Raw genomic sequence first — 15,035 nt, forward strand, 5'->3', positions numbered from 1 at the left:
GGCAACTTCGCCATGAAGGCCAATGCGCACGAAAGCCAGACAATAAGGAGATTCATCCGGCAATGCGACGAGCCATTGACGACCTGCTTGGAGCTTATGACAAGCTCATCATGGATCCGGTTCACGGCGGCATTCCCTTATATCGCCATGAAATCCAGGTGATCGACCACCCGCTATTCCAGCGTCTGCGCAATATCTGTCAGAACGATATTCTCAGTCTGGTGTTTCCTGGCGCTACCCATTCCCGGTTCCTGCACAGCATCGGCGTGATGCACGTCGGTGGCCGGATGTTTCGCTCCATGATCAATGCCTACCTGCGCGAGCGCCAGCTGAGTAGCCAGGTGTCGCTGACCATGACCCAGCTCGATGCAATCGATTATCTGGCCAAGATCATCCGGCTGGCCTGCCTGCTTCACGATTCCGGTCACTCCAGCTTTTCGCATCAGTTCACCCAGGCCCGGCGGATAAAAGAGCTGATGGCCCGCCCCAGCCGCTTTGAGGACCTATGGCAGGGCATCGATATTCAGGGCATATACGCCGCGCCACCGGAGGAGCTTGAGCACGAGCACTACTCGGTCCGCGTGGCCTATGACGTGTTGAATAGCGTGGACCTGGCCGGCGCGGGGCTGCACCGGGACGACGTTCTGGGGATTATGGAAACGACGAACGTCACGCCTTCCAAGACGTTCTGCCAGCACGCCGAGACGTTCTGGTCGTTCATTGCCGGCCCTGACGCCAACGCCGGCGCTTTGCAGGATACGTCGACGCCACGATTGGTCATGGATCTATTATCGTCCATCGTCTCTGGCGAAATCGATGCCGACCGGGCCGATTATATGCTCCGCGACGGCTTCCACTCGTCGGTAACCATTGGCGGCTTTAACCTGGACCATCTACTGAGCAACCTCCGTTTCGGCTGGACCGTGGAAGAACCCTGGCTGGGCCTGGCGATTACCCACAAGGGCCTGGGCGCCCTGGAAGACTTCGTTTACAGCCGCTATCAGATGTATCGCAAGGTCTACGCCCACAAAACCGCGCTCGGCTTCGACTGGCTCTTACGCGAGGCCATCAACGAGGTGCTGGAGGACCCGGACACCTTCGACTGGGTCGACCTCTGCCTGAGCCGCATGGACCACTTCGCCGAACTGACGGACAACTTCTTTTGGGAAGCCTTCCGGCGCAAGGCGCGGCAGCAGCCGAAGAGCTACTCCAAGTGCATCGTGGACCGCATCAAACTCGATCATCTGGACACCCTGGAGAACCTCAATGCGTCGGGACAGCAGGCGCATTGCCAACACTTGGCCGATAGCTTAGAAACCCAGGTTTCCGAAGTAGTGACCTGCACCATGCGCGCACGCTTTTCGAATATCCAGGACAACTTCAACGGCATCAAGGTACTCGTCCGCGAACCGGTCACCGGCACGCGTCATCTCCGGCGCATCACCGACGTCAGCGCCTTCTTCACGAAGTTTGGCGATGGCACAATTACTCACTTCTACCGCCGCCCGGCACTGTTACGGGACGCTTGAGGGCTTAAGAAAGACAGGCCGGGGTATGCGGGGGTCATTTTCTTATCGAAGAAAAATGCCCCCCATTGGCCGGATCTCGCTCAGCTCAATGCTTTGCTTTCTCTTAATTCCCCTATCAGGCTCTCGGCGCTTTCATAAGCGCCCTCCACCCGGCCGCCTTGTAGCCAGTCTCCACAGAGTCCGATGCGTGGCGCGGAATACCAGCGGTGGCCGGGCGCAGCGTCGTTGTTCGATGTCTTGGCGTAGAGCCATCGATGAATCAACGTATCGTCAGGTTGGATCCGGCTACCGGCAACCTCACCGAAGGCGTTCAACATCTGCTCGCGAATCCAGTCCTCGGCAGCATTCCGGTGCATCTCAGACCAATCCGCCCGGGCATGCAAAACCCACCATTCGCCAGGACTTTCCCTGCCGGGCTTGCTTGAATTGTTGGCCGCCCATTGCAGCACCGGATGCCCTGTCCCGAAGCCGTCGGCCTGTATGCCCAAGGGTTGGCTAAAATGCGCGGCCACTGTCCAGCACGCCTGCAATGGAAAGTCATGAAAAACCGCGTCCTGTTGCGCCATGTCGATCCCCGAATCCGCCAATAGATCCTTGGCCTGCACAGGCGGTGCCGTTACGACGACCGCATCGAAATAGCCTTGGGTCTGGCCACGGGTATCGATGACTGCCCAACGCTGATGGTCATCCCTCTCAATGCGGGCTATTCGTGTCTCATAACGAACGTCCAGGTGCTCCGCCAGCGAGCGGGATATGGCGGTCATTCTGGGCACGCCGACATAGCGCGTCGCAGAGATGAAATCGGACCATCCCTTTTCCGGGTGTTGATAACGCAAATTTGCCGGCCACGCGGCATAGCGGTGCTCGCCGGCATAGCGGTCGAGGAACGTCCGGAACGCTCGGGATCGAATGGTGAAATACTGAGCGCCGATATCGACGGCCCCGCCAGGAACCCGTTTAGCGGCAAGGCGTCCGCCGGGACCGCGGCTTTTCTCGAAGACAACCGTCTTAACGCCGAGTTCCTGAAGACGGATACCGACCGTCAGGCCGCTGACCCCTGAACCAACAATCGCAACCGAGCGTATAGGACTTAAAGATTTTTCGAAGGTGTCCATTTTTGCGTTCTTGCATCCAAATGTTTGGTTTTAAACGTATAGCCATCGTAGCTGATAGCCCTCTGCCTGACCTTTTGAGAGCGAGCATTGCTTTGGGCTCGTCGATCAGCATTAGTTCGGCAGTGCTTCATTCAAGGCCAACGGCGCTTAATTGGAGTGAGCGCACTTCTATTGGGTTGTGCGCACGTAGTTTAGATAGAGAGCAATTCCAGGTTTAGGTAGAGAGCACTTCCAGCTCGAATTCCAACGTTTCAGTCGTAGAAAGGCGTCGCATTCAATGACTCGTGTTCTGCATTGTCTTTACAGTATTCAAAGGTGGTTCGATTCGGAAGCCCATGCGGATCACCTCGACAGCGCCTCACGGAGCTTCAACGCGGTCAGGGTTCTCCCCTTTCTGGCGCTGCATGCGTTTTGCTTGCTGGCGTTCTTTACCGGTGTCAGCACATTCGCCATCGGATTTGCCGTGGTTTTCTTTCTGGCGCGCATGTTTGCCATCACCGGCTTCTACCACCGCTATTTCTCACATAAAACATTCAAGACCAGCCGGGGCTGGCAGTTCGCTTTCGCCCTGCTGGGCGCCAGTGCAGCCCAACGCGGCCCTCTGTGGTGGGCCGCCCATCACCGCCACCACCACCAGCATTCCGATGCGCCTGAAGACCTTCACTCACCGCAACATGGCGGATTCTGGTGGTCGCATATGGGGTGGTTTACGTGCGATGCGGGCTTTTCCATGGATGAGAAACGCGTGCGCGACTGGCTGAAATTCCCGGAATTGCGCTTCATCAATCGCTTTGACGCGCTTGTACCCGCGGTTTGCCTGGCACTCATTTACGCGCTCGGAGAGGCCCTTGCCCTCTGGGCGCCGGGGCTCGGCACCAGCGGACCACAGCTGGTGGTATGGGGTTTCTTCATCTCCACCGTTGCGCTATTTCACGCCACGGTGTCGATCAACTCGCTGGCTCACGTCTGGGGACGGCGCCGCTTCGAAACGCCGGACGACAGCCGCAATAACCTCTGGCTGGCCCTCATTACCCTGGGCGAAGGCTGGCACAACAACCACCATCGCTGGCCTCTGAGTGCCCGCCAGGGTTTCCGGTGGTACGAAATCGATGTCACTTACTACCTGCTTTGGACGATGGAGAAGATCGGCATCATCCACGACCTCAACCGGCTGCCGGAGGCTGTCCGCAAGGAAACCCTGGAGCTTGACCGCGCCCCATTCAGGAGAGCGTCATGAGCGAATCTGTTGAGCCTTGCCTGAAGCGGTTTCAGGCGCTGTTTAATCGCATGTCCGCGGATCAGCTTGGCGAATTGTCGAGCGTCTACGCCAGTAACGTGAGATTTACCGACCCGTTCGTCTCGATTCAAGGCCTTGACGAACTGACCGAGTATTTTGGCGGTGCCTATGCCAATGTCATCAGCTGCGGGTTCACGTTCGACGAGCCGATGGGTAGCGACATCGATATCTGCCTGCCCTGGACCATGACGCTGCGCCACCGCCGCATTCGACGGGGCAGTCCCGTCACGGTCGAGGGCATAAGCCATCTGCGCATCGTAGACGATCGCGTCGCGTTCCATCGGGATTATTTCGATGCCGGCCAGCTTCTTTACGAGAACGTGCCGGTGCTCGGTACCGCCGTGCGCTGGCTGAGGAAATATGCCGCATGAGCCAAACCAGCCGCGTACTCGACAATACAGCCACCATCTGGCTGACAGGCGCCACCTCGGGCATCGGCCACCATCTGGCGCTTGCCCTGCTTCAAGACGGTCATCATCTGATTGCCAGCGGCCGGCGGCGGGCACCTTTGGAACAGCTCGCCTACGATTTCCCCGAGCAGGTTACCGTGGCGCCAGCGGATACAACCGACCCCCACGACCTCGCCAGCCTCGGGGAAACCTTTGCCGCCCAGGCACCGGTACAGATGGCGATTTTGAACGCCGGTACCTGCGAATACCTGGATGTGCGCCACTTCGATGCCAGCATTGTCGAGCGCAACATCACCACGAACTTCACGGGGTCCGTGCGTAGTGTTGAAGCGGTCTTGCCGGCGTTGCGAGAGGCTCGCCAGCAAGGCCTGCCCGCTCATTTGGTCATCGTCAGCTCTTCTGCCTGGTGGCTACCCTTCGGGCGCGCTGAAGGCTATGGCGCCTCCAAAGCGGCGTTGAGCTACTTCGCACACGCTCTGCGGGCGGATTTGGCCGCCGAAGGTATTACCGTCACGGTGGTATCCCCCGGTTTCGTGAAAACCCCGTTGACCGAGCGCAACGACTTTCCTATGCCATTCCTTATCGAGCCGAGTGACGCTGCGGAACGCATCTTAAGCGGCTTGAAGAAAGGCACGAGGGAAATCCATTTTCCCAAGCGTTTTACCGTAACGCTCAAACTGCTGGGCGCATTGCCACAACGTATGATCGACGCGTTGTCCGCGCGCATGGCCAGAAAATCCCGGGAAGAAAATCAATGAGTAAACGACAACGCATCGCGGTTGTTGGCAGCGGTGTAGCCGGGTTAACCAGCGCCTGGCTTTTGGCTGACCAGCATGATGTTACCGTTTTCGAAGCGGCGGATTACGCCGGCGGACATACCCACACCCGCACGGTTGCCCTTGGAGGCGAGCAGTGGCCGGTAAACACCGGCTTTATCGTATTCAACGACTGGACCTATCCCAATTTCATCAAGCTGATGGATCGGTTGGGCGTGGAATCGGAAGAGAGCACCATGAGTTTCAGTGTGGACTGCGACCGCACGGGGCTCGAATATAACGGGACCAACCTGGATACGCTGTTCGCCCAGCGCCGCAACGTGATGAACCTGCCCTTTATCCGGATGATTCTGGAGATCCTGCGGTTCAACCGCCAGAGCCGGGCCGACCTCGAAGCCGACCGGATTGCGGATACCGAGACCCTGGGCGAGTATCTCAATCGCAACGGCTATTCACGTTACTTCCGCAATTTCTATATCGTGCCCATGGGTGCAGCCATCTGGTCAGCGCCGGAAATCACTCTAGAGCAGTTTCCGGTGCGCTTCTTCCTGCAGTTCTTTAATAATCACGGCATGCTGTCCGTCGACGACCGCCCGACCTGGCGCGTGCTCAAAGGCGGTTCCGCCAGTTACGTCAGCAGGATGATGGACAAGCTCGGACCCTGCATACGGCTGAACACCCCGGTCTCCGGCGTCAAGCGCTATGCGGACCGGGTCGAGATTGAATCGGGCGGCCAGGTCGAGTCGTTCGACCAGGTGATTCTCGCCTGTCACAGCGATCAGGCGTTGGCCATGCTCAGGGATTCGTCAGATGCCGAGCGCGACATCCTCGGGGCCATCGGCTATCAGGAAAACGACGTCGCACTACACACCGATGCCAGCGTGTTGCCCTCCAACCGCCGGGCCTGGGCCGCGTGGAACTACTTTATCCCCCAGCACACCACCGAACCCGTCTCGGTCACCTACAACATGAACATCCTGCAGAACTTCCAACAGGCGCCGGAAACCCTCTGCGTGACGCTCAACCGCACCCACGCTATCCATCCGGACCGCATCATCGATCGCTACCGCTATGCGCATCCTGTATTCACGTTGGACGCAGTGAATGCTCAGCAACGTTACGATGAAATCGGCAACGCCAACCGCACGCATTATTGCGGCGCCTACTGGTTCAATGGCTTCCACGAAGATGGCGTCCGTAGCGCCTTGCGGGTCACCGAAGCATTCGGCGTGGGGCTCTGACCATGGGCAACGCCATGTTGAACAGTCAATGGCTAAGCGGTCGCATCCGCCACCGCCGGTTACATCCGGTCCGGCATGCCTTCGAATACGATACTGGCATGCTCGCGCTCGATCTGGACGAGTGGTCCAGCGTGGGGACGGTCAGTCGCTGGTTCTCCGTGGAACGGATGAACTGGCTATCGCTTAAACGCAGAGATTACTTCCAGCCCGGGGAAGACGACCTCAAAGCCGCCATCGGGAAACGAGTCGAGCAAGCCACCGGCTGGCGTCCGGACGGCAGAATCGAGCTGATCACGCACCCGCGTTATCTCGGCCATATCTTTAACCCCGTCAGCTTCTACTGTTGCTACAGCGCCGGTGACGACCCCGCTCGGGGCGTCCCGCCTCGCGTCATTGCGGCACAGATAACCAACACACCCTGGCACGAACGCCACTTGTACGTCCTTGAATCCGGCCCGGTTGAAACCAGTCGCGCCGGCTGGACCCATCAGCGATTCCAGTTCGGCAAACGTTTTCATGTGTCGCCGTACAACCCGATGGATCAGGACTACCAGTGGTTGTTTTGTTTCCGTGGATCCGAACTGCGCATCCACATGAACGTCATCCGGGACGGCGCCAAGGTTTTCGATGCCACCCTGGAAGTCCAACGCACCCCTCTTACACGTAAATCAGTACGTCAGCATATCCGGCGTTTTCCGCTGGAGACTGTCAAGGTGGCCGGAGGCATCTACTGGCACGCGCTGAAGCTGAAACTGAAAGGCGCCGCGCTCCAGGACCACCCGGACAAACTCGACAATAGAGACCCGGCCTACCGCCGGGGCCATGAAGACCAGGGTAAGCGGGTCGATACCGCCTCACCCCGCAGTGGAAAGGTAAGCTCATGGAGAACCTGAAGACCGCACGTTCCGCAACGCGCACCTCTACCGTCAGCGATTGGGCGCGCACGTTGGTGTGCAAGCAGCTGGCACAGCTTGAGGCGGGCCAGCTTCGTATTGTCGAAGACGGCCGGCCCGACCGCACATTCGGGGACGGCGATAGCCGTTTCGATAAGGCCGAGTTACACGTCCACGATGCCTCCGCCTGGCGGGATATTCTGACTGGCGGCAGTATCGGCGCCGCCGAAGCCTTTGTGGCCGGCGACTGGACAACCCCCGATCTGACGGCGTTGCTGCGTTTCTTCACCCGCAATGTCGACCGCATGAATGCGTTCGAGGATCGCTTCAGCTGGCTGACCAAACCGGCCCTGCGGGGCCTGCACTGGCTCAACCGCAACAGTCGCACGGGATCGCGCAAAAATATCGAAGCCCACTACGATCTTGGCAACGCGCTGTTCGAGCTTTTCCTCGACCCGACGATGATGTACTCCTCCGCGATTTATCCGGACGATAGCGCCACCCTGGATGACGCGGCATTGTTCAAACTCGACCGGATCTGCCGCAAGCTGGACCTGCAGCCTGGCGACAGGGTTATCGAAATCGGCACCGGTTGGGGCGGATTCGCGCTTTATGCCGCCCGCCATTACGGTTGCCATGTCACCACGACAACGATCTCGCAGGAACAGTTCGATCGGGCGAAAGCACGCATTGAAGCGGAAGGACTCGACGATCGGATCACGTTGTTGTTCGATGACTATAGGGATCTGACCGGCCAGTACGACAAGCTGGTGTCCATCGAAATGATCGAAGCCGTGGGGCCACAATACCTGGACAGCTATTTCGCGCAGATCGGCACGTTGCTCAAGCCCGATGGTTTAGTGCTCATTCAGGCGATCAACATGCCCGAGCAGCGTTACCAGCGTGCCCTTCGCAACGTGGACTTTATTCAGCGCTTTATCTTTCCGGGTAGCTTTATCCCCTCTTTCGGTGCCATGTTTCAATCCGTGCGTCAGCAAAGCGATCTGGTCATGACCCACGCGGAGGACTTCGGTTTCCATTACGCACGGACCCTGCGTGACTGGCGCGGCCGTTTTATGGCGTCAAAGCAGACAATCCGCCAGCTAGGCTACGACGACGCGTTTATCCGCCTCTGGGAGTTCTACTTTTCCTACTGCGAAGCGGGCTTTGCCGAGCGCGCCATCGGCGTCTCCCAGATCGTATTCGCCAAGCCGGGCAATACGCGCAACGCCATACTGGAGCCATGATTCGCCAGGACGCCGCACGCAATGCCATCAACTTCGTGCTGTTTCAGGCCGGGTGGCTGACCTGCACGCTGTTTCCCGGCATCGCGGCAGTGGGCGCCGCTACCGCTATCGTCGCCATCCACCTGGTTCTGGTGAGTTGGAAGCCCAAACGGGAGATTCAGTTTATTCTCCTCGGCACGGTGCTAGGCTCGCTGTTGGACGGGCTCTGGTTCAAGCTTGGGGTCTTGGTCCAGCCCGGCACAGCGCCCTTGTGGATACCGGTATGGCTGGTGGGTTTATGGGCGGTTTTTATGACGACCCTGGCTCACTCGCTGGCCTGGATGGGCCATAATCGCTGGCTTCCTTTTGTACTGGCACCGGTCGCCGGACCGTTTGCCTATTGGAGCGCGACGCAGATCGGCCCCATCCGGTTTGAGGATCAGACGTTCAGCCTTGTGGCCCTGGCCGTAGGCTGGGGCCTTCTGTTTCCCGCGTTGATGCAGCTCAAGCATCGTTACTTCAGGGAGATTACGCCACCATGAAATTGATCGCTGCGGCTTCCCTAGCGTTTATGGGCCTGTGTATCGGAGCTTCGCCGGCATTAGCCCAAACGTACCGACTCTCCGCAAAAGCAGAGTCGTTCGATGGACAGCCAATTTACCGGGAGCAACATGTCATCAGCGGAGAATGCCGAGACGGGCGATACCAGGCTTCGGATGATCGCGTCGAGTATGTCTCGATGACTAGCTCACTTGGCACCAAGGGTGAGGTCTTCGCCACCAAACAGCTCGACTACGACATCGCGCGCCAGCGCCCGTCAGTGATTTTCGATCAGCCATTGTTCGATGAGCGCATGAAGATTACGAACGTCGACGACAGCGAAGCCCGTATCGTCTGGAACACACCCGAAGGAAACACCGAAACTTCCTCGGTAGCGCTGACAACGGAGGTGGTGATCGATTCCGGCTTTGTCCACTTCGTGCGGGACAACTGGAAAACGCTCACCGAAGGCCGCCAGGTTGATTTCGAGTTCCTGGCGCCGACCCGGGGCGATGTTTATCGCTTTGTCGCCGAGCCCACTGAAAACGAACACATCGACGCGCCTCTTGTCGTCTCGATGCGCCCCTCGCAGATGTTCCTGCGCTGGATTGTGGATCCGATCTACCTGGGATTTGACGACCAGGGGAGAATCACCGACTACCGGGGCCTGGGCAACATCCGCAAAAACGACGACCGCAACTACACCGTGCACCTCCGTTACACGTCCGAAGAACCGCCCTGCCCCTTGCTACCCTGAGCATCACGGCGTCACGGTCGGTCATTCCACCTATAATACGCTGACAGTGGAATTTACTGGCGGCTTAAGGGTGAAGACAGCCGAGACTAAACGTGTTGGCTAACCCTTCGCCCCCGACCTATGCCTCCTAGACGGCTGTGATAGACTTTGAGAAATTTTGGCACACGCTCAAAGAAGACTTTACCCAAGCCACTGCAGGCAGCAAGACGCTCAGGTATTCAGACAGCAAAGGAAACCCGGCTCCCATGATTGTCGTCTCGTTCAACGTCAACAGCATTCGCACGCGTTTACACCAGCTTCAAGCCGTCATCGACACCTACCATCCGGATTTCATCGGTTTGCAGGAAACCAAGGTGACCGACGAGGCGTTTCCTGAAGAAGACATCCGCGCCATGGGCTATGAAGTGCATTTCCACGGCCAAAAAACCCACTACGGTGTGGCGCTGCTTTCACGCCAGACCCCCGAAATCGTTCAAAAAGGTTACCCGTGGGACGATGGCGTATCGCAACGGCGATTGATCATGGGGCGGTTCAACGTAGGCGGCCAGCCACTGACGATTATCAATGGCTATTTCCCTCAGGGCGAAAGCCGCGATCACCCGGTTAAATTCCCGGCCAAGCAGAAGTTCTACGCCGATCTGAACCGTTACCTCGACACTATATGCAGCCCGCAGGACGCGCTCATCGTCATGGGCGATATGAATATTTCCCCTCGGGATCTGGATATCGGTATCGGCGCCGACAATGCCAAGCGCTGGTTGCGTACCGGTAAATGCAGCTTTCTGCCCGAGGAGCGTGAATGGATGGGTACCCTGGAAGGCTGGGGGCTGACCGACGTCTTCCGCAGGCTTCACCCTGAAGAAGACAATACCTTCAGCTGGTTCGACTACCGCAGCAAGGGCTTTGAGAGGGATCCCAGGCGCGGACTCCGTATCGACCTGATTATGGCGAGCAACGGCTTGCTGCCCAAAGCCAAGTCCGCTGGCGTGTCTTACGACATCCGAGGCATGGAGCGGCCCTCGGATCATTGCCCCATCTGGGCTGAATTCGATCTCTGAGCCGGGGCTCGAAACGCTCGTGTAATTTCCCGACGTGCTCGCCTACCGGACAGGCATGCGATATGAAAAAGGACGTCCATGAAGGTTAAGACCCGTGACAGGATTCTGGACACCAGCCTCACCCTGTTCAATGTCGTGGGCGAGCCCAATGTAACGACGCTACTGATTTCCGATGAGCTGGATATCAGCCCGGGGAACCTCTATTACCACTTCAAGAGCAAGGGCGATATCGTTGGCGAGCTGTTCGAGCACTATGAGGCGGAAATGCTGGACTTGCTCGCCGTCCCCGAGGACGTTGACGTCAGCCTCGAGCAGATCGGCATCTTTCTGCATCTAACATTCGAAGCTATCGCGCGCTATCGCTTTCTTTACCAGGACCTGGTGAATGTTCTCTCCCGCTACGACAACCTTCAGCGTCGTTTCCGCAACATACTAAGGCTGAAGCGCAAGGCGTTCACTACGCTCTGCAATAGTCTGCGCAGTCAGGGACTGATGTCGATCAGCGATCACGAGCTGGACGCGCTCTGCGAGCAGCTTACCCTGACCCTGAGCTACTGGGTCAGCTTCGAGCTGCTCTCTCATCTCAACAACAAAGACAACGTGGATCTGGGACGGGGCGTCTTCCAGATGATAAATCTGGTCAGCCCCTATCTGGCGGAAGACACCCGGATGCAGGCCAACCTCATGGCCGAAGAGTATTTATAACGAGAACACCATCGAGAAGACGATAAAGAGAACACCCGGAAAAATACCTGAGAAAATACTTTGAATGATTTTTTGCCAAACAAAACCGGGTATTTACTGCTTACTGTTATCCGCTTTACGAGCTTTCTTTTGCTCCTTGCGAACCGTCGAAAGTTCCGACTCCAACGCGGCGATACGTGCTTCGAGCGCCTCGATTTCTTCCCGGCGGTGGATGCCCAGACGTTTCAACGCGCCGGAGACCCGCTCGTCAAACAGGCCTTCCAGTCGATCCCATGTGCCGGTGGCCCGTTCCTTCACTTCCTCGACACGCCCCTCTACGTTGCGAACGTGACGCTCGACCACGCCGCGGGTTTTGCTTTCCAGCTCCTCGCCCTCATGGACAAGCCGGTCAAAAAATTTACCGGCGTCTTCCTCCGCCTTGGTGTAGGCGCCCAGCCCGGCAAGCCAGATCTGCCGGGCTGAACCCTTGATCTTGCCCGCAAGCTGGGCATCGCGATCCTGATCGTTTTGATTGTCACTGCTCATGAGTCGTACTCCACTTGCCGATTGCCGGGCTGTCAGCCGTCATTGTATTACAGACTGGGTGCGGAATCAGTCTCCCGAGCGGCGCGATGAGCTCTAAACCGATTTCTGATATTTGGCATCGCACGCATCTGAGTAAAGTCGGACGGCCCTGTTAAATCGCTCCAAACAACCATTTAAAACGACCGGTTCCGCAACGCTATAAGAGTTCGTTAGTTAGAAGAAAATAGTTTCAATTGTTTCCGATAAAAACTTGAGATGTGCAAAATATGAACAATACTGTGAATACCGGCATCCCTGCTGATGCCGGTTTGTCTGGAAGTCTTTCATGGATACTACTCGCACGCCTCTGCCCGGCCTTTTGTGCCGGGCTTTTTTCTGCACGGCTATAAAGCCAACCCTCGGTTATTTATTCTCCATCTTCGGTTTTAATGGTTTATTACATCTATTATTTTCTTATCAAAGAACGCCGTTATAACACGGTTTTTTATGCATCGTTCTACACCGATAACGCCTTTAGCGTTGTTATGGCCTGGACTGTTACGACTTGGATTGTTATGACCTGGCGTCAGCGAGGAAACGCCGTGTCGTCACCGGCGGGCGCATCCAAGTCGCCCCTTAAATGTTAAGCTGTTGAAAAGCTGTCGTTATCCCCTCCAGAAAAGAACCCTATGGGCAAGCGCCCGGCGAAGAAGGAGACGCTGTATGGAACTGCACAAACTCGACGATGATTTGACCGTGGCTCCGCAAATTTCGGTGGACGATGTCGCCAAAGCAGCACAAGCCGGTTTTCGCACGCTGGTATCGAACCGTCCGGACCGGGAAAGCGAAGACCAGCCCGCCACCGAAGCCATCGCCGAAGCCGCCCGCGAACACGGCATGGAATGGATACATCTACCGGTACAGTCGGGCAATGTCACCGAGCGGGACGCCCAGACGTTCACCCCTATCTTGCGGGATGCACCGAAACCCATTCTGGCGTTTTGCCGCTCAGGGACCCGTTGCGCAACACTCTGGGCTCTATCGAGGGTGCGCAAAGACAATATCGACCAATTACTGCAAACCGCGCGCTTCGAGGGTTATGACCTGAGCCCTCATCGTGAACGCATGATGGAGCTCTCCAACCAGACCCACGACTGATCGTCCGGACGATGCCGACTCGACTGCAGCGATTGTTCCCGCCACTGGTCTGGTTGCGAGGCTATCAGCGCCATACCTTGGCGCAGGATATCCTCGCAGCCTGCATTATGACCGTTCTGGTCATCCCGCAATCGCTCGCTTATGCGCTACTGGCCGGCCTGCCACCGGAAACAGGTCTCTATGCGAGCATTCTTCCGCTGCTGGGCTATGCGCTTTTTGCCAGCAGCCGCACGCTCGCCATTGGCCCTGTGGCGCTCATCGCGCTAATGAGCGCGACTGCGGTAGGATCTATCGTGGATCAGGGTTTGGCCGGGTACGGCGCCGCGTCACTGGCGCTGGCCCTGCTGTCTGGCGTTATTCTGTTTTGCATGGGCGCGGCCAGGCTCGGGTTTATTGCCAATTTCATCAGTCATCCCGTGATCTCCGGCTTTATCACCGGATCGGCACTGGTCATCATCGTGAGTCAACTCGGCTCGCTGTTTGGCGTCGACACCCGGGGGGCTAACGTTATCGCCCTGTTGCGGTCGTTGTGGACCAACCTGGCGAGCTTCAGTTTGGCGACCCTCGCCATCGGCGGCAGCGTCATCGTTTTCCTGGTCTTGGCACGGCGCTTTGCTCGGCGGTTACTGGAAAGCATGAAGCTGCCGCCAACGGTCGCGTCGACCCTCGCCCGGCTGGCACCGATGGTGGCGGTTGTAGCAACCAGCTTGCTGGCGGCCGGCATGCAGCTGGATAGCCAAGGGGTAGCCGTTATTGGCAATCTCCCCCAAGGCTTACCTCCGCTGGCTATTCCGCAGGTCACCTGGACGCTACTCGAAGCGCTGGTCGTGCCGGCGTTCCTGATCAGTCTGGTGATTTTCGTGGAGTCCACCTCCATTGCCCACCGCATGGCCGCACGACGCGGCGAACGCCTCGACCCTAACCAAGAATTGATGGGTCTCGGCGCCGCCAATGTCACGGCTGCATTCACGGGTGGACTGGCGGTCGCCGGTGGCTTCTCCCGCTCGGTGGTGAATGACGAGGCAGGTGCCCAAACCCAAATGGCCAGCGTGTTCACGGCAATCGGTATCGGCTTGGTGACGGTTTTCTTTTCGGGCCTTTTCTACTTTCTTCCCGAAGCCACCCTTGCGGCCACCATCATCGTTGCGGTCACGACATTGGTGGATCTGCGTGGCTTAAAAGACACTTGGCGTTATTCCCGGCAGGACGGAATGGCGCTGGTTGCCACGCTATTGGTCACCTTGCTGATAGGGATAACCGAAGGGATCGTCGTTGGCGTAGGCCTGTCGCTTTTGCTTTACCTGTATCGTACCAGCCGGCCGCATATCGCCATCGTTGGGCGCATCCCGGGTACAGAACATTTTCGCAACGAAAAGCGTTACCAGGTGGAAACCGATCATCGGGTCGTGATTATGCGTGTCGACGAGGCGATCTACTTTGCCAACGCCCAGTATCTCGAAGACCGTATCGGTGGCGTGATCCGGCAACGGCCGGAAGCGACAGACCTGATTTTGATGTGTACCGGCGTCAACACCATCGACGCTTCGGCTTTGGATATCCTCGACACGATCAACACGCGACTGCAGGGCGCGGGTCTGCGCTTCCACCTGTCCGAGGTCAAGGGGCCGGTCATGGATAAGCTGCAAACCACGCGGTTTATGGCGAACCTCTCGGGCCGGGTTTTCCTGAGTACGTTCGAGGCTTGGCACACCCTCACCGTAAGGCCACCTCAAACAACGACCGAGGTTGCTCCGTAGATAAAATCATATAGCATTACAATAAACGATTAAGATTAGCTATCAACGTTCAGCATTGACTCGCTGTAA

15 protein-coding genes are annotated in these 15,035 nt (G+C 57.6%); 13 read left to right on the forward strand and 2 right to left on the reverse strand.

The window, feature by feature from the left end:
* Nucleotides 1-62: 62 nt before the first annotated feature.
* Nucleotides 63-1,529, forward strand: coding sequence for an HD domain-containing protein (locus FXO11_RS10420; RefSeq protein WP_148862911.1), 1,467 nt, complete (start codon nucleotides 63-65; stop codon nucleotides 1,527-1,529).
* An 80-nt stretch (nucleotides 1,530-1,609) separates the two neighbouring features.
* Here FXO11_RS10420 and FXO11_RS10425 read toward each other — a convergent pair whose 3' ends face one another.
* Nucleotides 1,610-2,644, reverse strand: coding sequence for an NAD(P)/FAD-dependent oxidoreductase (locus FXO11_RS10425; RefSeq protein WP_148862912.1), 1,035 nt, complete (start codon nucleotides 2,642-2,644; stop codon nucleotides 1,610-1,612).
* Nucleotides 2,645-2,921: 277 nt separating this feature from the next.
* On the opposite strand from FXO11_RS10425, the gene FXO11_RS10430 reads away from it, so the two are divergent.
* The 10 genes from FXO11_RS10430 (at nucleotide 2,922) to FXO11_RS10475 (ending at nucleotide 11,547) form a co-directional block, all read left to right on the forward strand.
* Nucleotides 2,922-3,881 carry an acyl-CoA desaturase gene (locus FXO11_RS10430; protein WP_148862913.1) on the forward strand — a complete coding sequence of 320 codons (960 nt, stop codon included), beginning with the start codon at nucleotides 2,922-2,924 and terminating at the stop codon, nucleotides 3,879-3,881.
* On the forward strand, nucleotides 3,878-4,312 hold the full coding sequence (locus FXO11_RS10435; RefSeq protein WP_148862914.1) for a nuclear transport factor 2 family protein: 435 nt from the start codon (nucleotides 3,878-3,880) through the stop codon (nucleotides 4,310-4,312). The genes FXO11_RS10430 and FXO11_RS10435 overlap by 4 nt, the downstream gene beginning before the upstream one ends.
* Complete coding sequence (locus tag FXO11_RS10440) at nucleotides 4,309-5,109, forward strand: SDR family NAD(P)-dependent oxidoreductase (protein ID WP_148862915.1); 801 nt, start codon at nucleotides 4,309-4,311, stop codon at nucleotides 5,107-5,109. Before FXO11_RS10435 ends, FXO11_RS10440 begins: the two co-directional genes overlap by 4 nt.
* Complete coding sequence (locus FXO11_RS10445; protein WP_148862916.1) at nucleotides 5,106-6,368, forward strand: NAD(P)/FAD-dependent oxidoreductase; 1,263 nt, start codon at nucleotides 5,106-5,108, stop codon at nucleotides 6,366-6,368. The genes FXO11_RS10440 and FXO11_RS10445 overlap by 4 nt, the downstream gene beginning before the upstream one ends.
* Nucleotides 6,369-6,370: 2 nt before the next feature.
* The gene (locus FXO11_RS10450) at nucleotides 6,371-7,261 is read left to right on the forward strand and encodes a DUF1365 domain-containing protein (protein ID WP_227545849.1); all 891 of its coding nucleotides are present in this window, start codon (nucleotides 6,371-6,373) and stop codon (nucleotides 7,259-7,261) included.
* On the forward strand, nucleotides 7,249-8,508 hold the full coding sequence (locus FXO11_RS10455; protein ID WP_148862917.1) for an SAM-dependent methyltransferase: 1,260 nt from the start codon (nucleotides 7,249-7,251) through the stop codon (nucleotides 8,506-8,508). Before FXO11_RS10450 ends, FXO11_RS10455 begins: the two co-directional genes overlap by 13 nt.
* Entirely contained in the window at nucleotides 8,505-9,029 is a 525-nt protein-coding gene (locus FXO11_RS10460; protein WP_148862918.1) for a DUF2878 domain-containing protein, read from the forward strand. The genes FXO11_RS10455 and FXO11_RS10460 overlap by 4 nt, the downstream gene beginning before the upstream one ends.
* 197 nt (nucleotides 9,030-9,226) lie before the next feature.
* Nucleotides 9,227-9,784: a hypothetical protein gene (locus tag FXO11_RS10465; protein WP_148862919.1), complete on the forward strand. Its 558-nt coding sequence runs from the start codon at nucleotides 9,227-9,229 to the stop codon at nucleotides 9,782-9,784.
* 245 nt (nucleotides 9,785-10,029) lie between these two features.
* Nucleotides 10,030-10,842 carry an exodeoxyribonuclease III gene (gene xthA, locus FXO11_RS10470; protein WP_148862920.1) on the forward strand — a complete coding sequence of 271 codons (813 nt, stop codon included), beginning with the start codon at nucleotides 10,030-10,032 and terminating at the stop codon, nucleotides 10,840-10,842.
* A 78-nt stretch (nucleotides 10,843-10,920) separates the two neighbouring features.
* Nucleotides 10,921-11,547 (forward strand): TetR/AcrR family transcriptional regulator, encoded by a 627-nt coding sequence (locus tag FXO11_RS10475; protein ID WP_148862921.1) that lies wholly within the window; start codon nucleotides 10,921-10,923, stop codon nucleotides 11,545-11,547.
* A 93-nt stretch (nucleotides 11,548-11,640) separates the two neighbouring features.
* Here FXO11_RS10475 and FXO11_RS10480 read toward each other — a convergent pair whose 3' ends face one another.
* The gene (locus tag FXO11_RS10480; protein ID WP_148862922.1) at nucleotides 11,641-12,072 is read right to left on the reverse strand and encodes a phasin family protein; all 432 of its coding nucleotides are present in this window, start codon (nucleotides 12,070-12,072) and stop codon (nucleotides 11,641-11,643) included.
* A 702-nt stretch (nucleotides 12,073-12,774) separates the two neighbouring features.
* On the opposite strand from FXO11_RS10480, the gene FXO11_RS10485 reads away from it, so the two are divergent.
* Nucleotides 12,775-13,209 carry a TIGR01244 family sulfur transferase gene (locus FXO11_RS10485; protein ID WP_148862923.1) on the forward strand — a complete coding sequence of 145 codons (435 nt, stop codon included), beginning with the start codon at nucleotides 12,775-12,777 and terminating at the stop codon, nucleotides 13,207-13,209.
* 11 nt (nucleotides 13,210-13,220) lie between these two features.
* Complete coding sequence (locus tag FXO11_RS10490) at nucleotides 13,221-14,966, forward strand: SulP family inorganic anion transporter (protein ID WP_148862924.1); 1,746 nt, start codon at nucleotides 13,221-13,223, stop codon at nucleotides 14,964-14,966.
* Nucleotides 14,967-15,035: the final 69 nt, after the last annotated feature.

Source organism: Marinobacter fonticola, assembly GCF_008122265.1.
Taxonomy (GTDB): domain Bacteria; phylum Pseudomonadota; class Gammaproteobacteria; order Pseudomonadales; family Oleiphilaceae; genus Marinobacter_A; species Marinobacter_A fonticola.